23 protein-coding genes and 1 pseudogene are annotated in these 22,566 nt (G+C 62.9%); 6 read left to right on the top strand and 18 right to left on the bottom strand.

What is annotated here, in order from left to right:
• Window positions 1-4: 4 nt before the first annotated feature.
• The 6 genes from HLH29_RS11085 to HLH29_RS11060 form a co-directional block, all read right to left on the bottom strand.
• Window positions 5-1,300: an arsenic transporter gene (locus HLH29_RS11085; protein WP_275944172.1), complete on the bottom strand. Its 1,296-nt coding sequence runs from the start codon at window positions 1,298-1,300 to the stop codon at window positions 5-7.
• A complete protein-coding gene (gene arsC, locus HLH29_RS11080) occupies window positions 1,300-1,722 on the bottom strand; it encodes an arsenate reductase (glutaredoxin) (protein WP_182966742.1) in 423 nt (140 codons plus the stop codon). Before arsC ends, HLH29_RS11085 begins: the two co-directional genes overlap by 1 nt.
• A complete protein-coding gene (locus HLH29_RS11075; protein WP_182966740.1) occupies window positions 1,719-2,072 on the bottom strand; it encodes an ArsR/SmtB family transcription factor in 354 nt (117 codons plus the stop codon). Before HLH29_RS11075 ends, arsC begins: the two co-directional genes overlap by 4 nt.
• Window positions 2,073-2,287: 215 nt before the next feature.
• On the bottom strand, window positions 2,288-2,992 hold the full coding sequence (locus HLH29_RS11070; protein ID WP_182966738.1) for a 2OG-Fe(II) oxygenase: 705 nt from the start codon (window positions 2,990-2,992) through the stop codon (window positions 2,288-2,290).
• On the bottom strand, window positions 2,992-4,050 hold the full coding sequence (gene ada / locus HLH29_RS11065) for a bifunctional DNA-binding transcriptional regulator/O6-methylguanine-DNA methyltransferase Ada (protein WP_182966839.1): 1,059 nt from the start codon (window positions 4,048-4,050) through the stop codon (window positions 2,992-2,994). Before ada ends, HLH29_RS11070 begins: the two co-directional genes overlap by 1 nt.
• A gap of 287 nt (window positions 4,051-4,337) precedes the next feature.
• Window positions 4,338-4,736, bottom strand: coding sequence for a DUF6632 domain-containing protein (locus HLH29_RS11060; RefSeq protein WP_182966735.1), 399 nt, complete (start codon window positions 4,734-4,736; stop codon window positions 4,338-4,340).
• Window positions 4,737-5,592: 856 nt separating this feature from the next.
• Between HLH29_RS11060 and HLH29_RS11055 the strand changes: the two genes are divergently transcribed.
• Window positions 5,593-5,823: a hypothetical protein gene (locus tag HLH29_RS11055; RefSeq protein WP_182966733.1), complete on the top strand. Its 231-nt coding sequence runs from the start codon at window positions 5,593-5,595 to the stop codon at window positions 5,821-5,823.
• Between the two features lie 213 nt (window positions 5,824-6,036).
• Here HLH29_RS11055 and HLH29_RS11050 read toward each other — a convergent pair whose 3' ends face one another.
• The gene (locus tag HLH29_RS11050; protein WP_182966731.1) at window positions 6,037-6,267 is read right to left on the bottom strand and encodes a hypothetical protein; all 231 of its coding nucleotides are present in this window, start codon (window positions 6,265-6,267) and stop codon (window positions 6,037-6,039) included.
• Between HLH29_RS11050 and HLH29_RS11045 the strand changes: the two genes are divergently transcribed.
• Entirely contained in the window at window positions 6,244-7,908 is a 1,665-nt protein-coding gene (locus HLH29_RS11045; protein ID WP_182966728.1) for a diguanylate cyclase, read from the top strand. The genes HLH29_RS11050 and HLH29_RS11045 overlap by 24 nt on opposite strands.
• A 108-nt stretch (window positions 7,909-8,016) precedes the next feature.
• Here HLH29_RS11045 and HLH29_RS11040 read toward each other — a convergent pair whose 3' ends face one another.
• The 3 genes from HLH29_RS11040 to HLH29_RS11030 form a co-directional block, all read right to left on the bottom strand.
• Complete coding sequence (locus tag HLH29_RS11040) at window positions 8,017-8,835, bottom strand: alpha/beta fold hydrolase (protein ID WP_182966726.1); 819 nt, start codon at window positions 8,833-8,835, stop codon at window positions 8,017-8,019.
• 51 nt (window positions 8,836-8,886) lie between these two features.
• Entirely contained in the window at window positions 8,887-9,315 is a 429-nt protein-coding gene (locus HLH29_RS11035) for a DoxX family protein (RefSeq protein WP_182966724.1), read from the bottom strand.
• A 143-nt stretch (window positions 9,316-9,458) separates the two neighbouring features.
• On the bottom strand, window positions 9,459-10,556 hold the full coding sequence (locus tag HLH29_RS11030; RefSeq protein WP_182966722.1) for an alkene reductase: 1,098 nt from the start codon (window positions 10,554-10,556) through the stop codon (window positions 9,459-9,461).
• A gap of 142 nt (window positions 10,557-10,698) precedes the next feature.
• On the opposite strand from HLH29_RS11030, the gene HLH29_RS11025 reads away from it, so the two are divergent.
• A complete protein-coding gene (locus HLH29_RS11025; RefSeq protein ID WP_182966720.1) occupies window positions 10,699-11,604 on the top strand; it encodes a LysR family transcriptional regulator in 906 nt (301 codons plus the stop codon).
• A gap of 131 nt (window positions 11,605-11,735) precedes the next feature.
• Here HLH29_RS11025 and HLH29_RS11020 read toward each other — a convergent pair whose 3' ends face one another.
• The 4 genes from HLH29_RS11020 to HLH29_RS11005 all read right to left on the bottom strand — a co-directional run bounded on the left by HLH29_RS11020 (window position 11,736) and on the right by HLH29_RS11005 (window position 16,189).
• A complete protein-coding gene (locus HLH29_RS11020) occupies window positions 11,736-12,263 on the bottom strand; it encodes a GlcG/HbpS family heme-binding protein (RefSeq protein ID WP_220791481.1) in 528 nt (175 codons plus the stop codon).
• Between the two features lie 74 nt (window positions 12,264-12,337).
• Window positions 12,338-13,669 (bottom strand): cytochrome c, encoded by a 1,332-nt coding sequence (locus HLH29_RS11015; protein ID WP_220791480.1) that lies wholly within the window; start codon window positions 13,667-13,669, stop codon window positions 12,338-12,340.
• 11 nt (window positions 13,670-13,680) lie between these two features.
• Entirely contained in the window at window positions 13,681-15,459 is a 1,779-nt protein-coding gene (locus HLH29_RS11010) for a GMC family oxidoreductase (RefSeq protein WP_338030223.1), read from the bottom strand.
• A 4-nt stretch (window positions 15,460-15,463) separates the two neighbouring features.
• On the bottom strand, window positions 15,464-16,189 hold the full coding sequence (locus tag HLH29_RS11005) for a gluconate 2-dehydrogenase subunit 3 family protein (RefSeq protein WP_220791479.1): 726 nt from the start codon (window positions 16,187-16,189) through the stop codon (window positions 15,464-15,466).
• 871 nt (window positions 16,190-17,060) lie between these two features.
• On the opposite strand from HLH29_RS11005, the gene HLH29_RS11000 reads away from it, so the two are divergent.
• Window positions 17,061-17,903 carry an SDR family NAD(P)-dependent oxidoreductase gene (locus HLH29_RS11000; protein ID WP_338030225.1) on the top strand — a complete coding sequence of 281 codons (843 nt, stop codon included), beginning with the start codon at window positions 17,061-17,063 and terminating at the stop codon, window positions 17,901-17,903.
• Between the two features lie 179 nt (window positions 17,904-18,082).
• Here the strand turns inward: HLH29_RS11000 and HLH29_RS10995 are convergent, their stop codons facing one another.
• Window positions 18,083-18,973: a LysR family transcriptional regulator gene (locus tag HLH29_RS10995; RefSeq protein WP_182966716.1), complete on the bottom strand. Its 891-nt coding sequence runs from the start codon at window positions 18,971-18,973 to the stop codon at window positions 18,083-18,085.
• A gap of 157 nt (window positions 18,974-19,130) precedes the next feature.
• Here HLH29_RS10995 and HLH29_RS10990 point away from each other — a divergent pair, with 157 nt between their 5' ends.
• Both HLH29_RS10990 and HLH29_RS10985 read left to right on the top strand, forming a co-directional pair.
• The gene (locus tag HLH29_RS10990) at window positions 19,131-19,451 is read left to right on the top strand and encodes a MoaF-related domain-containing protein (protein ID WP_182966714.1); all 321 of its coding nucleotides are present in this window, start codon (window positions 19,131-19,133) and stop codon (window positions 19,449-19,451) included.
• Window positions 19,452-19,474: 23 nt separating this feature from the next.
• Window positions 19,475-20,221, top strand: coding sequence for an SDR family NAD(P)-dependent oxidoreductase (locus HLH29_RS10985; protein WP_182966712.1), 747 nt, complete (start codon window positions 19,475-19,477; stop codon window positions 20,219-20,221).
• Between the two features lie 31 nt (window positions 20,222-20,252).
• Here HLH29_RS10985 and HLH29_RS10980 read toward each other — a convergent pair.
• The 3 genes and pseudogenes from HLH29_RS10980 to HLH29_RS10975 all read right to left on the bottom strand — a co-directional run.
• A pseudogene (locus tag HLH29_RS10980) lies at window positions 20,253-20,423 on the bottom strand (type II toxin-antitoxin system VapC family toxin); the annotation flags it as partial.
• A complete protein-coding gene (locus HLH29_RS20005) occupies window positions 20,420-20,731 on the bottom strand; it encodes a prevent-host-death protein (protein WP_408871967.1) in 312 nt (103 codons plus the stop codon). The gene HLH29_RS20005 and the pseudogene HLH29_RS10980, both read right to left, overlap by 4 nt.
• Window positions 20,732-20,790: 59 nt before the next feature.
• Entirely contained in the window at window positions 20,791-22,371 is a 1,581-nt protein-coding gene (locus HLH29_RS10975; protein ID WP_182966710.1) for a Na+/H+ antiporter, read from the bottom strand.
• Window positions 22,372-22,566 lie beyond the last annotated feature (195 nt).

Here is a 22,566-nt window from a genome sequence, read left to right as displayed (position 1 = left end):
CGCATCACAGGTGGCCGATCCGGGGCAACCACAAAGCCAGCGCCACAAGCGTGACCAGCAGCACGGGCGGCGTGATCGCCAGCCCCACCTTCATATACTGCCCCCATGTGACCCGATGCTTCTTGGACGCCAGCACATGCAGCCACAGCAACGTGGCGAGACTGCCGATCGGCGTGAATTTGGGGCCGAGATCGCAGCCGATGACATTGGCATAGATCATCAGTTCGCGGGTCAGCGGCGTGATGTCCTGCGCCTGCTGGATCGCCAGCGCGCCCACCAGCACGCTCGGCATGTTGTTCATGACCGACGACAGAATGGCCGCCAGAAAGCCGGTACCGATCGCGGCGGCAAAAATCCCCCGATGCCCAAGCCAGACCAGCGCCGCCGCCAGATGATCGGTCAGCCCGGCATTGCGCAGCCCATAAACCACCAGATACATGCCCAGCGAGAAGATCACGATCTGCCACGGGGCGCCACGCAGCACGCGGCCGACGGGAATGACCCGCCCATATCCCGCAACCAGCAGCAGCAGCCCGGCGGCCAGGCAGGCCACGATACAGACCGGGATATGAAACGGCGCCGTCAGGAAATAGGCCGCCAGAACCAGCGCCAGCAGCGGAAAAGCCGCCCGGAACACATGCCGGTCCCGAATGGCCGTGGCCGGCGCGGGCAGTTCGGCGACGGGATAGGCCGCCGGCACCTGCCGCCGATACCATAGCCACAACATGCCAAGCGTCGCCCCCAGCGCCACCAGGTCGACCGGGACCATGATCGCGGCATAGCGATCGAACGCGATGCCGAAGAAATTGGCGCTGACGATGTTCACCAGATTGGAAATCACCAGCGGCAGGCTGGTGGTATCCGCGACGAAGCCGGTCGCGATGATAAAGGCCAGGGCCGCGCCATGGCTCAGGCGCAGTTGCGTCAGGATGGCGATGACGATCGGCGTCAGCAGCAGCGCCGCGCCGTCATTGGCAAACACGGCCGCAATCGCCGCCCCCAGCAGCACGATCAGCGGGAACAGCCTCCGGCCCCGCCCTTTGCCCCAGCGCACCACATGCAGCGCCGCCCAGTGGAAGAACCCGGCCTCGTCCAGCAACAGCGAGATGACGATCAGCGCAATGAAGGTAAAGGTCGCGTCCCAGACAATATGCCAGACCACCGGAATATCGTGCCAGTGGATCACGCCTGCCGCCAGGGCCACGGCGGCACCGGCCATCGCACTCCAGCCGATACCCAGCCCCCGTGGCTGCCAGATGACGAAAACCAGCGTGGCAATGAAAATGGCAAGGGCCAGCATCAGACAATTCGCTTTCCGGTCTCATCCACGATCTTCTCGCCATCCTCCTTGGCAAAGGCACCCGTCTGCGGCGCGGGAAGAAGGTCCAGAACCTTCTCGGACGGACGGCAGAGTGCCGCACCCAGCGGGGTGACGACGATAGGCCGGTTGATCAGGATCGGATGCGCCATCATGGCGTCGATCAGCGCATCATCCGTCAGGGCCGGGTTATCGAGATCCAGTTCGTGAAAGGGCGTGCCCTTCTCCCGCAGGATCGCGCGCACCGGAACCCCCATGCGGCCGATCAGATCGACCAGTTCGGCCCGGCTCGGCGGCGTCTTCAGATATTCGATGATCCGGGGCTCCTCGCCGCTGTTGCGGATCATCGCCAGCACATTGCGCGACGTGCCGCAGGCCGGATTGTGATAGATCGTGATGGTCATTTGCATGTCTCCAAAGTCGGGCAGCAGGCGGACAGGTTCGCGACAAGGGGCGCACAGAGTTCGGGGCTGCCCGCACAGCAATCCCTGACCAGGAAGAGCATCAACTCCCGCAGGCGCGGCAGACATGCGCGATAGACGATCAGGCGGCTATGGCGCTGCGAGGTCAGCAGCCCGGCGCGGGTCAGGGTCGCAAGATGGGCCGAGACCGTGTTCTGCGGCACATCGAGATGCCGCGCGACATCCCCGGCCGGCAATCCGTCCGGCTCATGGCGCACCAGCAGGCGGAATATCTCCAGCCGTGTGGCTTGCGCCAGCGCGCTCAGGGCAAGCAGGGCCGATTCGGTATCCATATATCCTTATTCATGGATATATGGTGCCCCGTCAACGCCATTTCGCCCCTCAAAGCCTGACCGGAAATGTGGGCTGGCGAGCGAGAGCGGCCCGCAAGGGTCGCGTCCGGCGTGTGTTTCCGAGCATCGGAGCGGAGCGGCCTTGATGGAAGTGAGCACCGAAGCACAGGAAACGCGCGTCGGATCGCCGCCAGCGCGCATTTCCGGTCAGGCTCTCACGTCGCATCATGGAAGATAACCCCCAGCGCATGCCGGCTCCCGCTCCGGATACGGCTGACCCCATGGCGCAGGGTCACGCGGTAATCGCCACGCAGGCCCCTGCGGGGGCGTTGGTTGACGGCAAACAGCACGCCGTCTCCCTGTTGGAGCGGCACGATTTCCACACGCGACTGCATGCGCGGCCGCTGCTCCGTCAGCACGAATTCGCCCCCGGTAAAATCCGCCTGCGGGCGTGACAGCAGGATCGCGAGCTGGATCGGAAAGACCTGCGCGCCATACAGATCCTGATGCAGGCAATTATAATCGTCCACTCCATAACGGAGCAGCAGCGGCGTGGGCCGCGTCTGTCCAGCCGCATGGCAGCGGGCGAGGAAGGAGGGGTGATCGTCGGGAAAGCACGCGGCCTGCCCCATCCGTTCGCACCACCGGTTCGCAATCGGCGCCAGATAAGGATACAGCCCCGCCCGCATCTCCGCGACCAGCGGCGGCAGCGGGTAGGAGAAATAGCGATATTCCCCCCGCCCGAACCCATGCCGCGCCATCACGACCCGGCTGCGAAACCCGCTCCCGGCGTCATAAAGCCCGGAGATGGACCGGCACTGCGCCGCATCCAGCAATCCGGGCAGCAGGGCCCAGCCATCCTCATCCAGCCCCCGGGCCAGCCCGCTCCAGTCCCCTGCGGAAAACATGCCAGGACCCATCAGGATTTTTCCCGCGTCAGCAGGCTTTCCTTGCGCGCCACACCCCAGCGATATCCCGAGAGTGCGCCATCATGGCGAATGACGCGATGGCACGGTATGGCAACGGCCAGGGCATTGGCCCCGCAGGCATTCGCCACCGCACGCACCGCGGCGGGCGCACCGATCCGGCGCGCGATCTCGGTATAGGTCACGGTGCTGCCGGCAGGAATCTCCCGCAGGGCATTCCACACGCGCTGCTGAAACACCGTGCCGCGAATATCCACCGGCAGCGCCAGGCCGATACGCGGCGCCTCGACAAACCCGACCACCTGCGCGACCAGGTTTTCATAGTCACGATCCCCACCGACCAGCTCCGCCCGCGGAAAGCGGTCCTGAAGATCGCGCACCAGCCCATCCGGATCATCCCCCAGCAGAATGGCGACAATCCCCCGGTCGCTCGACGCCACCAGGATCGCCCCCAGCGCACAATCGCCGACGGCAAAGCGCAGCCGCTCGGCCTGCGCCCCCGTGCGCAGCGATCGCGGCTTCATGCCCAGCAGCCGGTCGGCCTTCTCATAAAAGCGGCTGCTGGACCCATATCCGGCGGCATAGATCGCCTCCGTCACACTCGGCGCGGCACGCAGGGCCTCGCGCAGGCGCCCGCTCCGGCAGGCCTCGGCATATTGGCGCGGAGAAAGCCCGGTCGCCTTCGTGAAAACACGCTGAAAATGGCCCGGGCTCAGCCCGATTGCCGCCGCCAGCGCGGCCAGCGTCGGCGGCGCATCGCTGGCCTCGATCAGGCGGCACGCCCGGACGATGCGTGCATCATGCCCGGCCCCGGATGACGCCGCATCCGGATCGCAGCGCCGGCAGGGGCGGGCGCCGGTCGCCCGGGCCTCCGCGATCGTGTCGTGAATCCGCGTATTCTCCGGTCGCGCCAGCCGCGAAGGGCAGGAGGGCCGACAATAGACCTGCGTGCTGGTCACGGAATACCAGAACAGGCCATCCGCACTCCTGTCCCGATCGGCGATCCTGCTCCAGCGCGGATCGCATTCGGTGCGCGGGGCCTCCGTCGTCATGATGTGTCCCCCGCAATGCCGGCTGTCGGGCGCAGACGGTGAAGAGGTTGCATCATACCGATTGTCCGCCCCCGCCCGGGCAGCGATCATGCGGCCGGCCGACCCGGCATGGAAGAGAGGGTGCGACATGGTCGCCTCCGATCAGTTGCGATGCGCCCGACCGTATCCGCACCCCCGACGCCGCACACTCCGAACCGTGCGATCAAATCCGATCATATCCCACTCACGCGCGCCCGATAATGGTCCAGAACCGGCGCAACCCCCTCGGGCGAAAAGGCCCCGTCTTTTCAGGTCCTGTCGGGGGCGTGGTCCCTGTCGGAACGTTTCATCAGGACGGCAAGCACGAGTGCGACCAGCAGCAGCGCGGGAACGTCCCCTGCAAGATGCCCGTGATGCATATCCTGACTCAGCGCCTGCAATGCCATCACAACGGCATGCACAACACTCGACCAGACGGTGAACCAGATGAGGGACCGATTGTCGAAGGGCTTCCACGCCGCGCGGATCAGGAAGACGCCGAGGGTCGCATACACGCCGACGATCATCATGAAATAGTTGCTGGAGGCGGGCGACCCTGTGTGCCAGGCCCACCCGGACGGCCAGACGACCGCGAGCGGATAGACCAGGCAGAACGTCACGCCGAACACGATCAGGGCGGTGGAAAGAAGGCGATCATTGCGAACCATGGCGCTACTCCTGGTCGGGGATGGCAAGGTCAATGCAAGGTCGAACGGGTCCGGCATGCCGGAGATGCGGAACGTGCGACCTGCCGTTGAGAGCGTCCTGAAGCGTCGCGGGTTTTCCGGCAGCTCCTATCCATGAGGGGGGAGCCTTATGGATGGATACCTCTATGCCCGCGCCAGGATGGTATGGGGGTCAGCCTGTGTGCTATCCCGACAACGGCGTGTCGAAGCGTTTTTGCAACTGGGCGGCCTCCTATGTCGGGTGGCCTGCCAAATAGAACACCCGGACCTGTGGTCCTGTGGTGAACCGCCTCGGCTGTTCACCACGGGGGAATAGGCAGGAGGTGCGTACGCCCACTGTGAAACACCTTTCGACCGCCCGACGCCAGGCGGGGCGCGGGAAGGCGTGTCCGCCGAGGCTTTTATCGCCATGCCGGTCCCTGCATCGCGGCTCATGGGGTCTCCGTTCCGAACGGGAGACGCTTTCTCCCTCTGGTGCTTGCCCATCCAAAGGCATTGTCTTTCCTCCCTGTCGAACAAGCCTGGCGTACGCGCAATGCCCTCTATGAGCCCTTGCGAGGGTGGTATGGGGCCAGCCTGTGTGCTATTCTGGTAACGGCGTGTCGAAACGCTTTTTGCAACTGAGCGGCCTCCTATGTCGGGTGGCCTGCCAAATAGAACACCCGGACCTATGGTCCTGCGGTGAACCGCCTCGGCTGTTCACCACGGGGAAATAGGCAGGAGGTGCGTATGCTCAGTGCAAAACACCTTTCGACCCGCCCGACGCCAGGCGGGTCGTGGGGGACGTGTGTCCCTCCTGCTTCCGTCGTCGTCATGTCTTGCGAGGGTGGGGAGCGGATTGGCGATACAAAAAGATGACGATATATCCAATGAAATGTCTGCATCGGACATGGCTGTTGCCCTGGTCCGAGCCTGCGGATGGAGCCGTGCGCGGAAAAAGGCGCATACGCATGTCATGCGATGCATCGAGACGGATCGGACGGACGAGGCGGCATTCTGGATGGCCGTTCGCAACATCCTGGATCATCCGATGAACGTCGATCCAGAAGAGAACGATATGATTCATTGATAAAAAAGGAGTTTTTCGAATGCACGGGGTTCGAATGGAATCCATGGTGAAGACATGGATCGGGCGGAGCCTTCATGAGCGATTCGATCACGTTGTCGAAGAGCCCGTTCCTGAAGCATTCATACGTTTTCTCGATGGAATAGATAGAGATAATGAAATCTGTTCTGCCGTGGCCGAGTGATCCTGCCAGGACGTGGATTTAATTTTAATAACTCACGTAATGTCAGAGCGTAATTGTCCGTATTTATTTTTGAATTCCATGAGTCTATTGATGTTCATTAAAATTACTGAAATGTTGTAACTGAAGGGTGAACGTTGGTTACGCCAGTTCGATTTGGAAAACGCCAGTCGCTTTGCCGCCTGTGGATCGGCAGGCGATTGTGGGTTGGCGCCGTGGTCGCCGTTGTGCTGTCCACCACGATGGCCGGCATCATTCTGGTCCATGTCTGCCAGCGTTTCCTGCACGCCCGGCACAACGTGGCGGGCCTGGAGCAGCTTCGCCAGGTCCTGGACACCGCCAATCGCATCAGCACCGAACGCGCCCCATCGAATGTGCTGATGTCGGGCGAGCCCGGCCTGGCATCCGCCCGCGACAGGCTGCGTGCCGCGCGCGCCGAAACCGACCGTGCCCTGGCGCGCGACGCCGCCATCGTGCCGGCGGCGCAGTTCCAGAATGCCGTGCGCTATCTGGCGCAGGCACGGGTACTGGTCGATCGGGCTGCCAGCCAGGCCCCGGCCGGCTATGATACCGTCCAGCACGCGGTCGATGCCCTCTTCGCGGCTTATGACACCTACCAGGCGGCAATCATGTGGGAGGCCGCCTCACTCATCCGCTCCGATCCCGAATTGGCCGGCTCTGTCCAGCACGCATTGCTCCTTTCCACCCTGCGCGACGATGCCGGGCGCCTGGGGTCGACCATCATCGCGCCCCTGGTCGTCCGGACCGCAATCCCACCGCCCAATATCGCGGCTGGCGACCGCCTGGCCGGACGCATCGCCATGCAGTGGCAGATGCTGGCGCTCAATCCCGACCTGACGGATCGTGGCCCACGCCTGACGGCCCTTCGGACCGAAGCCGAGGCCGCGTTCTTCGGCGATGGGCTGCCGCTGGTCACCCGGTTGATCGCCGAGGGAACGCATGGCGGCGCCTATACGCGAAGCGCCGCCGCATTTTCCAATCATTATGTCGAAACGCTGACGCCACTGGAAATCTGGCGGACCGCCTGCCTGGACACGCTTCTTTCCCATTACAGGCAGAGGGCGCGGCGGGCGCTGGCGCTGGCATGGGTGGTCGGGGCCATGATGCTGGCTGTCGTCGGCCTGATCGCCGGCGGGGTGCTGCTGGTACATCTACGGGTGCTGCGTCCCCTTCTGGAGGCCAGCGAGGCCGTTGTGGCCCTGGTCCATGACCAGCCCGTTCGCCTGCCTCTCCCCCATCGCGGCAGCCCGGAACTGCGGCCGCTCTTCGCGGCCGTGGAGCTTCTGGACGTCAAGCTGCGGGAGCGTGCCGCGCATGCGCGGCTCCTGAAGCACCAGGCCGAGACCGACGAACTGACCCGCCTGCTCAACCGGCGGGCCTTCCGGATGCTGGGGAAACCAAGACTGGATGTCGCGGGATCGGGCAGGCGCGCCTTTCTCATCCTGCTGGATATCGACCATTTCAAATCCATCAACGACCGGTATGGCCATACCGAAGGCGACCGGGTGCTGGCCGCGGTTGCCGCCGTCTTGCGCGCGCATGTGCGACCTGACGATCTGGTCGCGCGGATCGGCGGCGAGGAATTCGCCATCCTGATCCAGGCACACACGCAAGGAACCGCGCTGTCCCTGGCGCACCGCCTGCGCCGGGGCGTGGACGATCTCGAGATCCTGTCCGCCGATGGTGCCAGGATCTCCGTCACCGCCAGTTTCGGCGTCGCGGCGGGTGACGGCCTCCCATGGCGGCAACTCATCGCGAAGGCGGATGCCGCCCTGTATGCCGCCAAACGGGCAGGGCGCAACCGCGTTCGCCTGGCCGAACAGGATGTCTTCAGTTGGCCGCAGCCGCTTCCTGCAAAGACCGATCCAGCGCGACATCTCGCCTGATCGGGGCACCCGGACGATCATGGGCAGGATTGAATCCTGCTCGAAGCCCCGTCCGGATCGGTATATCCGGGCGGGGCGTCTGCTCTTTTTTGAAGAAAAGAAGGGACTTCACCCCTTGGCAAACGCCAGCAGATCCGCATTCAGCCGATCCGCATGCGTCACCGCAAAACCATGCGGCGCCCCTTCATAGATCGTCAGCGTCGCATTTTTGATCATCTTCGCCGCCAGCGCCCCGGTGGCCTCCAGCGGCACCACCTGATCGTCATCGCCATGGATAATCAGTGTGGGTACGTCGATCTTCGCCATGTCCGGACGGAAATCGGTTTCGGAAAAGGCGGTGACGCAATCGATCGTGGCCTTCAGCGACCCCTGAAGCGCAATCTGCAACGTCTGCTCCAGCACACCGTCCGAAACCTGCGCCCCGTGATTGATCCCGTAGAAAACCGGTGAAAAATCCTTGAGGAATTGCGCCCGGTCGGCCCGCAATCCAGCCCGGATACCATCGAAGACGCTCTTCTCCGGGCCAGCCGGATGGTCGTCCGTCTTCATGAACAGCGGCGTCACGGCTCCCAGCAGCGCCAGCTTGGCCACGCGTTCGCTGCCATGGCGGGCGATATAGCGGGTCACGTCGCCACCCCCCATCGAAAACCCGACCAGGATCACGTCGTGCAGATCCAGATGCGTGATCAGTTCGGCAATATCGTCGGCCAGGCGGTCATAATCATGGCCCTGCCAGGGCTGATCCGACCGCCCGAAGCCCCGCCGATCGAAGGCAATGGCGCGAAAGCCGCTTTCCGCCAGATGCAGCATCTGCCCATCCCACATATCGGCGCTGAGCGGCCAGCCATGGCTGAACAGGACGGGCTGCCCCTTGCCCCAGTCCTTGTAATAGAGGCCAACCCCATCGGAGGTGGTAAACCGTGTCATGGTCCCGTCCTTTTCGGATTCGCGTTTGCGGTTACAGGGAATGAAGAAGGTTCAGAGAGCAGGCGTTTTCGCGAACCGGCCCAGCCGCAGGGCAAACCGCCCCGGCCCCGCCACGGCAAGGGCGATCAGCCCGCCGGCAATGCCGATATTCTTGTAGAAATGGATCATCATGTCGTACCGGAGCATCCCCTCCATGGTCCAGAAATGATGGCCGATAAACCCGGTCACAACGGTATAGGCAGCCAGCAGCAGCGCCAGCGGCTCGACGAACACGCCCAGCACCAGCGCCACGCCGATGCCCAGCTCCACACCCGTCGCCACCAGCGCGGACAGGGCAGGCAGGGGCGCACCGGTCTGCGCCATATAGGCGACGGCGCCGGAGTAATCCGACAGCTTGCCCCACCCCATGACGAGGAACAGGACAGAGAGGGCAATGCGGGAAGCGAGCAGCGCTGCATCGCGGGTGGCGGGCGTGATCATGGCAGGTAATTCCTGTGGCAAGGTCCGGTGAAACGGAAGGTTCGTGTCCGTCGGTTGACGTTGCAGTCACGTTATGAGCGATCGGGATGCAATGAAACGGAAACAACAGAAATTCATCGATTCCGTTTCTTTGCATTCGCCGGTCACGCCCCCGCCCGCTGCACGTCGTGGAACGGATAATCGGTGTAACCCCGCGCATCGCCGCCATAGAACGTCGCTCGGTCATACCGGTTGAGCGGCCAGTCATGGCGCAGGCGCGCCACCAGATCGGGATTGGCGATGAAATTCCGCCCGAACGCGATCAGATCGGCATCGCCCGACGCCAGCAGCCGCTCCGCACTGTCCCGCGTAAACCCGCCCGCCGCGATGATCGTTCGCGTAAACAGCGGCCGCAGCGTGGCGACATCGACCGGATTGTCCTCCGCATCCGCCCCGATCCGGGGCTGCACCACATGCAGATACCCCACCCCCATGCGGTCCAGCATCGCCGCGACATACCCGAAGGTCGCATGCCGGTCGCTGTCGGCCATCGACCCATAGGCCCCGCTGGGCGTCAGCCGCACCCCCACACGCGCCGCCCCCCACACATCGACGGCCGCCTGCGTCACCTCGCGCAGAAACCGCGCCCGGTTCTCGATCGGGCCGCCATAATCGTCCGTCCGCCGGTTCGTCCCATCCTGCAGGAACTGATCGGGCAGATACCCATTGGCCCCATGGATCTCCACCCCATCGAACCCCGCCTTCAGTGCCCGCTCCGCCGCATCGCGATAGGCGGCAATCAGCCCCGGAATCTCATCGCGATCCAGCGCCCGCGGCATGTCGTACGGCACGGTGCCGTTCAGCGTCCAGGCCGTGCCCTCCGCCCGAATGGCCGAGGGCGCGACCGGCGCCACACCCCCCGGCTGCAGCACCCGGGCCGACTGGCGCCCCACATGCCACAATTGCAGCACCATCCGCCCACCCTTGGCATGCACCGCATCGGTAATGCGCCGCCAGCCGGCGATCTGCGCATCGTCATAGATCCCGGCCGCACGCTCGAACCCATATCCCGTCAGCGCGACGGGCGAGGCCTCGGAAATCAGCAGCCCACCCGGCGTCGCGCGCTGGCTGTAATAGGTCCGCATCAGGTCATTGGGCAGGTCGCCGGCGCTGGACCGCATGCGCGTCAGCGGCGCCATGACGATGCGATGGTCCAGCCGCATCGGGCCCACGAATTTCGGTGAGAACAGCAGGTCGGTCATATCGAAATTATCCTGTCATCAGCTCGCCACCCGGCGGATGGCGCGGCGGCGAGGGGCCGCCGTTGCAATCAAGGATGGACAGTTCCAGATCGGATTGGCAGACAGGATAATTCCATAGTCACCATTCCAGTCTGGAATAATAATGGACCGTCTCCAGGCCATGACCGCCTTCGTGCGGGTCGTCGAAACCGGCTCGTTCACCGCCGCCGCGCGCCGGATGCACATGGGCCAGCCGGCGGTCTCCAAGGCCATCGCCCAACTGGAAGGCCAGCTCGGCGTCCAGCTCCTGCTGCGTTCCTCCCACGGCCTCACCCCGACCAGCGCCGGCCAGCGCTATTTCGAACGCGTCGCCCGCATCATCGCCGAGGCCGAGGAAGCCGACCGCGCGGCGCGCGACAGCACCGCCAGCCTCGACGGCCGCCTGCGCGTGGCGCTGCCGACAACCTTCGGCCGTATCCAGATCGTGCCCCGGCTGGGCGCCTTCCTGGCCGCCCACCCCAGGCTGGACGTCGATATCGAACTCGACGATCGAAGGGTGGACCTGGTCACGGAAGGCATCGACATCGCCATCCGCATCGGCCCGATGAACGACAGCGCCGTCATCGCCAGACGCCTGGCCCAGGGCCGCCGATCACTGATCGCCACCCCTCAATATCTCGCCACCGCCCCATTGCTGGACACACCGGAAGACCTTCCCAATCACCAGGCGATCCTCTACACGCGCGGCGGCACCCTCAAACCCACCTTCCGCCGCCCCGACGGCACGGAAATGACCATCCCCCTCCACGCCCGCCTGCACCTCAGCGCCGCCGAAGGCATCCGCGCCGCCACCCTGGCCCATCTCGGCCTGACCATCGCCGCCGACTGGATGTTCCAACCCGAACTGGCAAGCGGCACGGTCGTGCGGTGCCTGAAAGACTGGGACCTCACACAAGTGGACCTCTGGGCCCTCTACCCAGCCGGACGGCTGACAAGCGCAAGGGCGCGGACGTTCTCGGATTTCGTGCAGCGCATCGTCAACGCGGCGCCCGAGCAGCGGCCACCGTAGTAGAAAGCGGCAGGCAGAGGCGATCGCGAGCCGCCGTGCAAGACAGCGCAACACCGCAAGCGGGCGTTCCATGCGCGTCAACGCCAACCCCGGCTGGGCGACGCACGCCGAGCCGGGCCCCGATCGGCAGGCTATTTCACCGCCGCCAGACCGGCCTGGGCGATCTGTTCGTCATGATCCGGCGTGTCGACCGAGACGCCGATACCGCCGACCAATTGATCCTTGATGAAAATGGGTTCGCCCCCTTTCATCATGACAAGGCCCTGGGCGCTGAGCAGGGCCGGCCGCGCCCCGGCGATCGCAGCTTCCAGGGTGGCGGTCGGGCGTCGGAACATCACGGCGGAACGGGCCTTGCCTGGTGCGAGCGTTCCGCTGGCCCGCATAAAGGCATGATCCATCCGGATCTGGACGATTACTTCGCCCGCATCGTCCACAACCGCGATTACGCCGGGCGTGTGCAGGGATTCAGCCTGCTGTTGTGCCGCCGCCGCAATGCGCTGCGCGACAGCCAGTGTCAGGACCGGCCGCGTGGGCAGGTCGGGCACGTCCGCGTGCGCCTCCCGATATGGAGCCTGGCACAGGGTCGCCAGCGCCAGGGCGCAGATCGCCATGCTGGTGCGCGTCGTCCGCCGGCCCGGATTCGATATCATGTGTTTCATGGTCATCCCTATCTGTGAACCAAAACGGGCGTGGAGCACGTCGTGCCCCACGCCCTTTGTCGCTGGCGCCGCCCTTACAACGTCTTCTTGACGGGCGACGGTGCGATCAGCCTGCGGAATTTCGCAACATCCTCGGTATTGATGGCAGACGCCTGATTGCCCCAGTTCGAACGGATGAACGTCACCACATCCGCGATCTCCTGATCAGACAATCTGTCACCGAACGGCGGCATCGCGAAATGTGTGGGCTCGCTGACCGTGCTGGGAATGGTGCCACCGATCAGCACGAGATGAAGCAGCGAGGACGGGTCCGCCGCATTCACGACCGGATTGTTGGCCAGGGCAGGGAATGTGTCGTCGTACCCCTTGCCGGACGTCCGGTGGCAGGCCGCGCAATTGTCGATATAGGTCCGTGCCCCGCGCCGGCTGACATTGCCGGCGAACAGTTCCTGTGCCGCCGCCGGGTTGTAGGTAAATGCCGGGCCGGCCTTCGTCGCGGGAATCGTCTTCAGGAAATGGGCGATCGCCTGAAGGTCGGCATCGCTCATATGCTGCGTGCTCTGGAAAACGACATCCGCCATGCCGCCGAAGACGGCGGCATGGCGGTTGCGGCCGGATTTGAGGAATCTGACGATATCCTCCTCGTTCCACGACCCCAGTCCGCTCAGATCATCGCCGCGCAGCGTGTTCGCGGTATAATTGTCGATCTGACCGCCTGCCAGAAAAGCCGTTCCGTCACGCGGCGAAAGCGCCTTCTGCTGCAACGCCATGCCGCGTGGGGTGTGGCAGGTGCCGCAATGGCCCGGCCCTTCCACCAAATAGGCGCCCCGGTCGGCGAGCGCATCGCCATCCGTCGAAGCGACGGCGGGCTGCACCTTCGGCACGAAGACCCAGCGCCACCACGCCAGCGGCCAGCGCATCGAGAGCGGCCAGGAAATGCCGGCCGCCTTGTTGGGTGCATGCGCCGGTTTGAGGCCAGACATGAAAAACGCATAGAGCGCATGCATGTCCCCGTCGCTGATGCGCGAGAAATCCGGATAGGGCATCGCCGGATAAAGCGTTTTGCCATCCTTGCGGATGCCGCGCCGCACGGCCCGCTCGAAATCGTCGTAGCTGTAGGTGCCGATGCCCGTATCCGGGTCGGGCGTGATGTTGGTGGAATAGATGGTTCCAAGCGGAGAGGCGATGGGCAGCCCGCCCGCATAAGGCCGGTCATCCTGTGCCGTATGGCAGGCGACGCAATCGCCCAATATGGCGACATAGGCGCCATGCTCAACAAGTTTCGGGTCGACCGAAGCCGGCGCTCGGGCATGCGCCCGCCCATCCAGGCAGGCGGCGCCGCTCATGTTCAGAAACAGGGCCAGGGCACCGAGAAAAGTCGCTGGTTTCTTGAATGTCGCTGTCATGGCACGATACCTCAGACCGGAACCAGCGGGCCGGGTGCCTTGAGATACCGCTCCCGGATGGCATGGGCACCCATGAAGGTCAGCCCACCGATAAGGCCCGTCGGGTTGTACCCGAAATTCTGCGGAAAGGCGGATGCCCCGAACACGAACAGGTTCGGCACGTCCCAGCTCTGGCAATAGCGGTTGACCGCGCTGGTGCGGGGATCTGCCCCGGTGATGACGCCGCCGGTAATATGCGTTGTCTGATACTGCCGCGTATTGAAATGGTCTCCAGCCTTGCGCATGGTGAGCGTGTGCGATTTCGGGTTCATCTTCTCGACGATCTCAAGCGCACGGTCGGTCACGAAACGGGTCATCCTGTATTCGTTTTCGTGCCAGTCGAACGTGATGCGTGCCAGCGGCATGCCCAGCGCATTGCGATAGGTCGGATCGAGGTCGACATATGCGCCGCGATAGGCCATCACCGAAGAGTGCGTCTGTACACGGCTGGTGTGCAGATAGTTCTCCTTCGCCGCCTTCTTCCACGCCGCCCCCCACATCGGCGTGCCTGCCGGCACGTTGAGCTGCTGGAGCGGCCGCCCGCCCGTGGTCCCCCCCAGAATGTAGCCACCGCCGATGAAACCATGGGGAGCATGGTCGAAATGGTCGGCATTGAATTCGTCGATGATCTGCTGCCCGCCGGAGCCGGCGCCGATGAAGGGGTTGATCGCCACGTCCTTGTCGAAGAACAGGGCGGATTCGCTCATCATCTGGTAGGCGAAATTCTTGCCGATCACCCCTTCGCCGGTTCTGGGGTCATAGGGCGTGCCGATACCCGACAGCAGCATGAGCCGGACATTGTTGATCTGGAACGAAGAGAGGATGACCAGATCCGCCGGCTGGATGAACTCCTGCCCCGCGGCATCGACATAGGTCACACCCGTTGCGCGCTTGCCATCGGGCGAAAGATTGATTTTCGTGACCGTACTGTGCGTACGCATCTCGAAATTGGATTTCTGCATCAGGGCCGGCAGGATCGTCGTCTGCGGAGAGGCCTTGGAGTAGAGATAGCACCCGTAGCGTTCGCAATATCCGCACAGATTGCACGGACCCAGCCGGACGCCGTACTGGTTGGTCCAGGGCTGCGAACAGTTGGCGGAAGGCTGGGGAAAGGGAGAATAGCCCAGCTCCCTGGCCGCCTTTGCAAAACGAAGCGCCCCTTCGGTATCGGGCAGCGCCGGCGTGGGGTAGCCACGCGAGCGCGGCCCCTCGAACGGGTTGCCGCCGGGCTGCAACGTCCCGCGAATGTTGCCGGCCTGGCCCGAGGTGCCGCACAGGCGCTCGAATTCGTCCAGATACGGCTCAAGCTCGTCGTACGTCACGTCGTAATCCTGAATCGTCATGTCTTCAGGAAGAAATTTCGCACCGTAGCGTTCGACGTTATGGCTGAGGAATTTGAGGTCCTCGGGCGAAGGGCGATAATGCTGGCCATTCCAGTGAACGCCCGCGCCGCCCACATTGTCGGGCAGCAGGAACGCGTTGAGCTGACGATAAGGAACGGCCACGCCATCGGTGGAATGGCGGATCGAGACGGTGTCCTTCGACAGGCGCTGGAACAGGTCGCCGCGAATGCCGTATTTCAGCTCGTCGGCGGCCTTGGGGTAGCTCCAGTTGGGTGAGGTGTCGCGATAGGCGCCGCGCTCCAGCGCCACGACATGCAGGCCGGCGTTCGCAAGCTCCATGCTCAGGATCGATCCGGTCCAGCCCAGCCCGATCACCACGGCATCGACGGATTTCAGTGTTGTGGCCACGGGATTATGCCCTCTCGCCAAGAATGGAAACCGGACCCAGTGGATAGACTTTCCCCGGCTGCTGCATCCAGTCGGCAAAATCGGCACGCGCCCCCGGAAAGCCGATCATCTTCCAGCTTCCCATATGTTTGTTGCCGCCATACATCGGATCGGCGAAGTAGCCCTCCTTGGTATTCGCCAGAAGCTGAATAAAGAATTCGGCCGGCTTCGCGATGTGGGGCAATGCGAGCGTGCCTTTCTGAAGCGATGTCAGCACGTCATCCTGCGTGGTTGCATTCAGCGCGTGAAAGGGGTGGCCATGCGCCTCGGTGCAGACCTGGTCGATGTCGGCGATCGCCGCCCGGTAGAACGCCCGTGGCGTGTATTGAAGCTGGTAGCCAAGCGTGGGATCGACATCCGTCACGAACGGCCCGCTCAGGTACCAGAATTCACCATGCCCGTAGCCGCTTTCCATCTGCCGGTCGATAAACTCGGGAACGCCGAGTTCGACGGCGCCCGGTCCATCCTCGTTCGACGGTATGAGCCGGTCGGTCGCCGCGTTGAGGAACGTCCATTCGGCGGATGTGAAAAAGGTCGGCTGGTATGGAACGGAAGGCTGTTCGGTCGGTGCGGCCCGCGCCCCATTCGCGGTCAGAAGTTCGGAAGCGCTGCCGATGAACGTCACGCTCGGTACAACGGAAATGGCCTGTCGGAGGAATGTCCGACGGTTCCTGAATTTATCAATGGGCATGGTGAACGTCTCCGCGCGAAGCCATCGCGGCCCGCACATGATGGGCCAGAGCTCAGGCTCTGCTTGTTGTTCTCTTTATATCCCGAAGATGATTGTCCGCGTTCGGACATGTTCCGAGTCCGTATCTTTTTTCTTGATAAGAATTTGAGACTTGTCCCCGCGCATTTGTAAATATTTTATTTCCAGACGAGCGGTATAATAAAAAAACCGTGATTTGGAATGGAAAATGATATTGTGTATTAATTGCAAATAGAGAATGAATGGAAAAATCTGAGCCGGTGTGGGGGATGATCCGCCATGAAGGTGCTGCGGGTCGTTGAATGCCGGCTGCCATGGGTGCCTTCATTCTGGTTCCTGCCTGGGCGTTTCTGGAAGACTGTTTAAAAATGCACGGATACCAATTCGCTGTGCATTTTTAAACAGGCTCAGAGGACATTTCATCTGTTATTCTCATGAACTTGTGATTTCCGTCTCATCCCGAATCGCCCGTAGGGGGCGAGCCTGCCGCATAATCGGTTCGTCATCAGCGTCGATCTTCCATATCTGATAATCATCGGATGATCGTACGCGGCATGCTCAACGTCGCAAGCCTTGCCGCCATTCTCGATAATCCAGTTTGGAAGATTCCGGCAATTCTGCGCGATCAGTGGGAACTTGTTAACATATTGCGCGTTGAGATTCCTGCGGCACGCCGCAATTGTCCGGGTTCGGCGCCTTTCGGGTCTGGCATGAAATCCGCGACGTTCAGGCGCATGCGCTCTTGGCGCGTGGCCACTCTGAATTGACGGAACAGAGGGAAGACATCATGGCGCTGGACAGATTGTCTCGCTTCAAGGACCGAAAGGTGATCGTAACCGGGGCCGCTTAGGGTATCGGTCGCGCAACGTCATTGCGTTTTCTGCAAGAGGGCGCCAGCGTCATCCTCGTGGACCGCGATGCCAAGGCCCTCGATGCCGTCATGACCGGCCTGGACCCGAAACGGGCCATCCCCTCCCTGACGGACATTTCGATTCCCGCCCAGGTCAGGACGCTGCTGGGCCTGACCCGCCGTCATTTCGGCACGCGGGACGTACTGGTGAACAATGCCGGCGTAACGGCAATGGGCACGGTGCTGGATTGCGATCCGCAATCGTGGAACATCGTCTGCGCCACGATCCTGAACGGCACGATCGACGTCAGCCGCACATTCCTCTCGATGCTCATCAACTCGGTCGGCAACATCGTCAACGTCGCCTCCGTCTCAGGAATGCGCGGGGACTGGAATACGGCCTATTACGATGTGGCGAAGGGCGGCGTCGTCAATCTCACGCGCGTCATGGCCATGGACCACGGGCGCACGGGCGTGCGCATAAACGCCATCTGCCCATCCGTGACCCGCACAGGCATGACCAAGGACGCCGTAAAGGACGGGGCCTTCGTCAAGCGTGTCGAAGACCGTATCCCTCTCGGCCGCCTGGGAGAACCCGAAGACATGGTAGCCCGCAGAGACGACAGCATGACAAGACGCATGCCGGAACCGCCTCGTTCCGGCAAACCGACAGGCTTACGCAAAACGCGAAAAAGCGGCAGAAAGCGTGCACTTGGCACTGACGATCCTGTCACTCCTATGCATAAGATCAGCGGGAAAAGCCCTTCGCCGCGCCACGAATGCCGTCACGTGACCCCGCTCAGGGGCGCCTCAGGGCAGCGCCTGTTGCAAATTCCCCATAACTGAGTCTCCGTGTCGCGGGTTCGGTCCTCCCCGACTTTCGTACGTCTCGCGGCGCCCGAAACTCTTCAGGATTCCGGTCAGTCCGCTAATCGGTTCCGAAAGCGATAAGCGGACGTCATGATAGCGGAAGAACCTGTCAGGTCGCGCGATCAGGTTCACGGCGCGCGTGCTGAGTGAAGTCGCTACTGCTTCAATGAAAGCCGTGAGGTCAGGAGATCAATAAAGGCGCGCAGCTTAGGCGCGAGTTGTTTGCTGGTCGGCCATAAAATCGTCATGGCACGGGGCATGGAAGTCTCTGTGACCAGAAGTCGCTCCAGCTTATTATCAGCGAGGGCCGACTTCACCTCAAAATCGGGCAAGCAAGCAACTCCTTGTCCTTGAAGAGCAAAATACGTGAGCGTCTCGATCGAGTTACAACTGACGGTCGATAGCTGCCCGCTGCCCAAGATACGCTCCCACCCTGGGACCGGCCATGATTCGATCTTTCCAGTCGTGGGAAATCGGTAGAGCAGGCACGTATGGCGCAGTAGCTCTGTCGCGCTTTTTGGTCGTCCCGTCTTCTTTAAATAACCGGGTGATGCGACGAGGTTGCGATGAAAGACACCGAGCCGGCGGCTGAGCAATCGCGTGTCATCCGTTTCGCCAATGCGGACTGCCGCATCGAAGCCTTCGTCGATCAGATCCACTTTCCGATCCGAAAAGTCGATGTCGAGTTCAACGTCGGGGTAGCGCTGGATGAATTCCGAGAGCGCAGGCAACAGCAGCGTGCCGATCGCCGGAAGGCTCACGCGTAGCTTTCCTTTTGGCGCAGCCCGTATATCGCTCAGCTCCTGCTCGGCAGCATCCAGTTCTCCCAGAATGCGATGACACCGTTGAAGGAAGAGCGTCCCCTCCGCCGTCAGTTTCATGCTCCGGGTGTTGCGGTGGAACAGGCGTGCATCCAGTCGCGCTTCAAGACGGGCAATCGTTTTTCCGATTGCCGACGCGGAAACACCAAGCAGGCGGCCAGCCTCCACGAAACTCAGGGTCTCCGCTGCAGAGACGAACGCCGAAATGCCAGAGAGATTGTCCATTTTCCGATCTTAAATCGGACGATTGCGGACGTAAACGTCCGATCTGATCGGAACCAGAGCCTGTTTTTCGGCTCTGAAACAATGCCTATCCTGTCGCATGTGGCGACGTCGCGTGATGCGCCTCAATAACATTCACCAGCAGCTTCCCAGGAATGGCATGAACCAGACCGACTTATTTCCCTACTCCGGACGCTCGTTCGTCGTGAATTACGGCGAAGGCCTCGTCTTTCGGAACACCTATGCCGACGACGGCACAAACGTTACCGCTGAATTCCTCGAGGGCCCGCAGACAGGCGCCAAAATGACGGTGCCTTTCCAATGGACGGCTCTGGAGGGAGGATCGTATCTGCTCTCCTGGCAGGAAGAAGACAAATCCACCGTTGTCCATTGCGACAACTTCGAAGCGAAGACCACCCGTTCCTTCTACACGATGATGGACGGCAGCTTCTACGTCATGTCCGGCACGATCTCAGAGTAAGAAACAACGCAAGGAAGAACACCATGGCTCAACTTCATGGCAGGAAAGCCTTGGTCACGGGCGCGTCCCGTGGCATGGGCCGCGCGACGGCGCTCGCTCTCGCATCTGCCGGCGCCGAGGTGCTGGTCCACTACAGTTCAAGCGGGCAGGCAGCACATGCCGTAGTCGCGGAGATCATAGGCAACGGTGGGAAGGCCCATGCCATTCCGGCTGACTTGCGCGATATTCAAGGAACTTTCGACTTATCCGAACGCGCTCGTGAGATTTTTTCCGGCAAACTCGATATTCTCGTCGCCAATGCCGGAATTGCGCGCCCGGCCCGTCTCGAAGATACGACAGTTGAAGACTTCGACGACATGTTTTCCGTAAACGTCAAAGCACCATTCTTTCTGGTACAGCAGTTATCGCCCATTATGAGTGCTGGAAGCAGCATCATTCTCACCTCGTCGCTGGCGACCCGCACGACCGTTGGCGAACTGTCAGCCTATGCCGCCTCGAAGGGTGCGATCTCAACATTGGTGACCCATTTCGCAGCGGAGCTGGGCTTGCGTGGCATCCGCGTGAACGCGGTCGCGCCGGGTGTCGTCGCCACTGATATGTCGCGTTTCGTCGAAACGAACGAAGGTCGGGAATTCACGCTGGGTATCCAGGCGATCAAGCGTGTGGCGACGCCGGAGGACATTGCCGGGGTGATCGTGTTCCTTGCGGGTGATGATGCCCGTTGGGTCACGGGGGACGTCATCCGGGCCGACGGTGGTTCCAAACTGTGACGGTGACGGCGCGTCAGGCGCACCGGGATGCATCGGCATCCAGCTTGCCAATGCGGATTTTGACCGCGATCTCCGACAGGGAGACGATGCTGACCAGAATATCGTGCGCCGGGTCCGCAATGATCTCTCTGCCCTTGCCACCCAGCCTGCCGGAGTCCGAGAGCCACCAGAGCAGGGCATGCGTATCCAGCAGAACTTTCACAGATCGCGGTCCAAACTGTCGAGAACGTCCTGCGGCGTCCGATCGAAATCGTCACTGATCCTGATCCGGCCACGAAGCGCTCCGGGTTGGCGACGGGGACGATAAGACGGTGCCGGGGGGCGGAGTTCCGCCATGACCTGATCATGGGACGTCACCAGGATCGTGGCTCCCTGCCTGACCTGACGAAGATAGGCGGTCAGGTTCCCACGAAACTCCCGCACGCCCACTTTCTGCGGGATCTGTGCATTTTCCGAACGTTGTTCGCTGATATGTCCCTCCGCGCGTGTTACCATATCATGTACACACATGCGGAGGGCAATCGACAAATCGGGGCACCCCCACGCCCCAACAGCCTATCTCCACAACGCTACAACCGCGTCTCCGCCGCAATCTCCTGCATATCCAGATCCTGCTCCATCTCCCGCAGCACATGGTCATGGATCTGCCCATGATGATACGATGCCAGGATCTCGGCGCGGGCCGCCTGAATGGCCGCCAGCACCGCCTGATAATGCGCGATCTCCTCCGGCCGGTGGATCGGCATGTCCTGCGCATATTCGCGGGTCACACGCAGGCGATGGCGATATTGTTCCAGCAGCCGAGGGTGGCGTTCCGTGCCGTCGGGCTGGCGGGAAGCCTGTTCGATCGTCCGAAGTTGAGCTTCCGCCACCCGCACCCAGGCCGCGTTTTCGTCGCTCTGGATACGCGCCGCGTCGTCATCGGTCAGTTTCAGCGCCCGCACCAGCGGCTCCAGCGTGATCCCCTGCAACAGCACCGTCACCAGAATGGCCGCGAAGGCACAGCAGAGCGCCAGATCACGGCCGGGCAGGGCCTCGGGCAGCGACAGCGCCGCCGCCAGCGTGACGACACCGCGCATCCCCGACCACGCCATGACAATCGTCTCGGGCAGGGAAGGGGTCGCGAACTTGCGCGGCCACCAGCGCCGCAGCACCGCCCGCACGGCATCGGTGCCGAACAGCCACACGAAGCGCGAGACGATCATGGTCGCCAGAATGGCGGCAATCGGAATCACCAGCCGGTGCAACAGGTCCGCCGTGCCCTCCAGCCGATGCAGCACCCCGCGCAGCGACAGGCCGATCAGGATGAACAGCACCGATTGCAGCAGAAACACCATCACCTTCCAGAACGCCTGCGCCCGCACGCGCGTGCCGGCGCTGAAATCGGCATGCTGGTTCCACCCCAGCATCAGCCCGGTGGTCACGGTCGCCAGCACGCCCGAGACATGCAGCCGGTCGGCCCCGATATAAGACGCCGCCGCCAGCAGCACGGTCGCGGTAATGATCAGGTCGCTGTCCCGCAACCGGCGGATCAGGAACAGCCCGCCCCACCCCAGCACGACCCCGATCGCCACCCCGCCCACCGAAACAAGACAGAACGCTCCCACCGCCGCCATCGGGTCGAACAGCCCGGTCAGCGCCGCCGCCAGCGCAAAGCGGAACAGCACCAGCCCGGTGGCATCGTTCAGCAGGCTCTCCCCCAGCAGCAGCGAGGTGATCCGCCCCGGCAGGTTCAACCGCTCCATCGCCGCCTCGGCCGCCACCGCATCGGGCGGCGAGACGATGGCCCCCAGCGTGAAGCACACCGCCCAGGGCAGCGACGGCACCGCCAGCCGCGCGGCAATGCCCACCGCCAGCGTGGTGAACAAAGTGGTGCCGACCGCCAGCGCCAGAATGCCCCGCAGGTTGCGGCGGAATTCATGCCACGCCGTAAACCACGCGCTGCTCATCAGCAGGGGCGGCAGAAACACGACCATGACCAGGTCGGGGTCCAGCGTCAGCTCCGGCGTGCCCGGCAGCAGGGCCAGCCCCGTGCCGCCCAGGATGAAGGCGGCCGCCGGCGGCAGCGCCAGCCGCCGCGCCAGCCGCTCCAACGCCAGGATCACCAGCAGCAGGAACAGGAAATACTCATAGCGGGCGACATCGGACATGGGGGCGATCCGCAAGGGGGGGGGGCATATCGATCACGATACAGCCCCCGCATACATCATTTCCCGCATACATCATATGAAGGGGCAGGGGGAACGGCCCCATGGCCCCGGCCCGGCTCGTTCCCCGGCTGGATAGGACTGTCTCAGCTTTGCGACAGTCGCGACGGGCCGGGACACGTTCGTGTGAAAGAGCTT

The organism is Gluconacetobacter tumulicola (genome assembly GCF_014174215.1).
Classification (GTDB): Bacteria; Pseudomonadota; Alphaproteobacteria; order Acetobacterales; family Acetobacteraceae; genus Gluconacetobacter; species Gluconacetobacter tumulicola.
The sequence above is the reverse complement of the archived record's forward strand: the minus strand, read 5'-3'. Positions and strand labels throughout refer to the sequence as shown.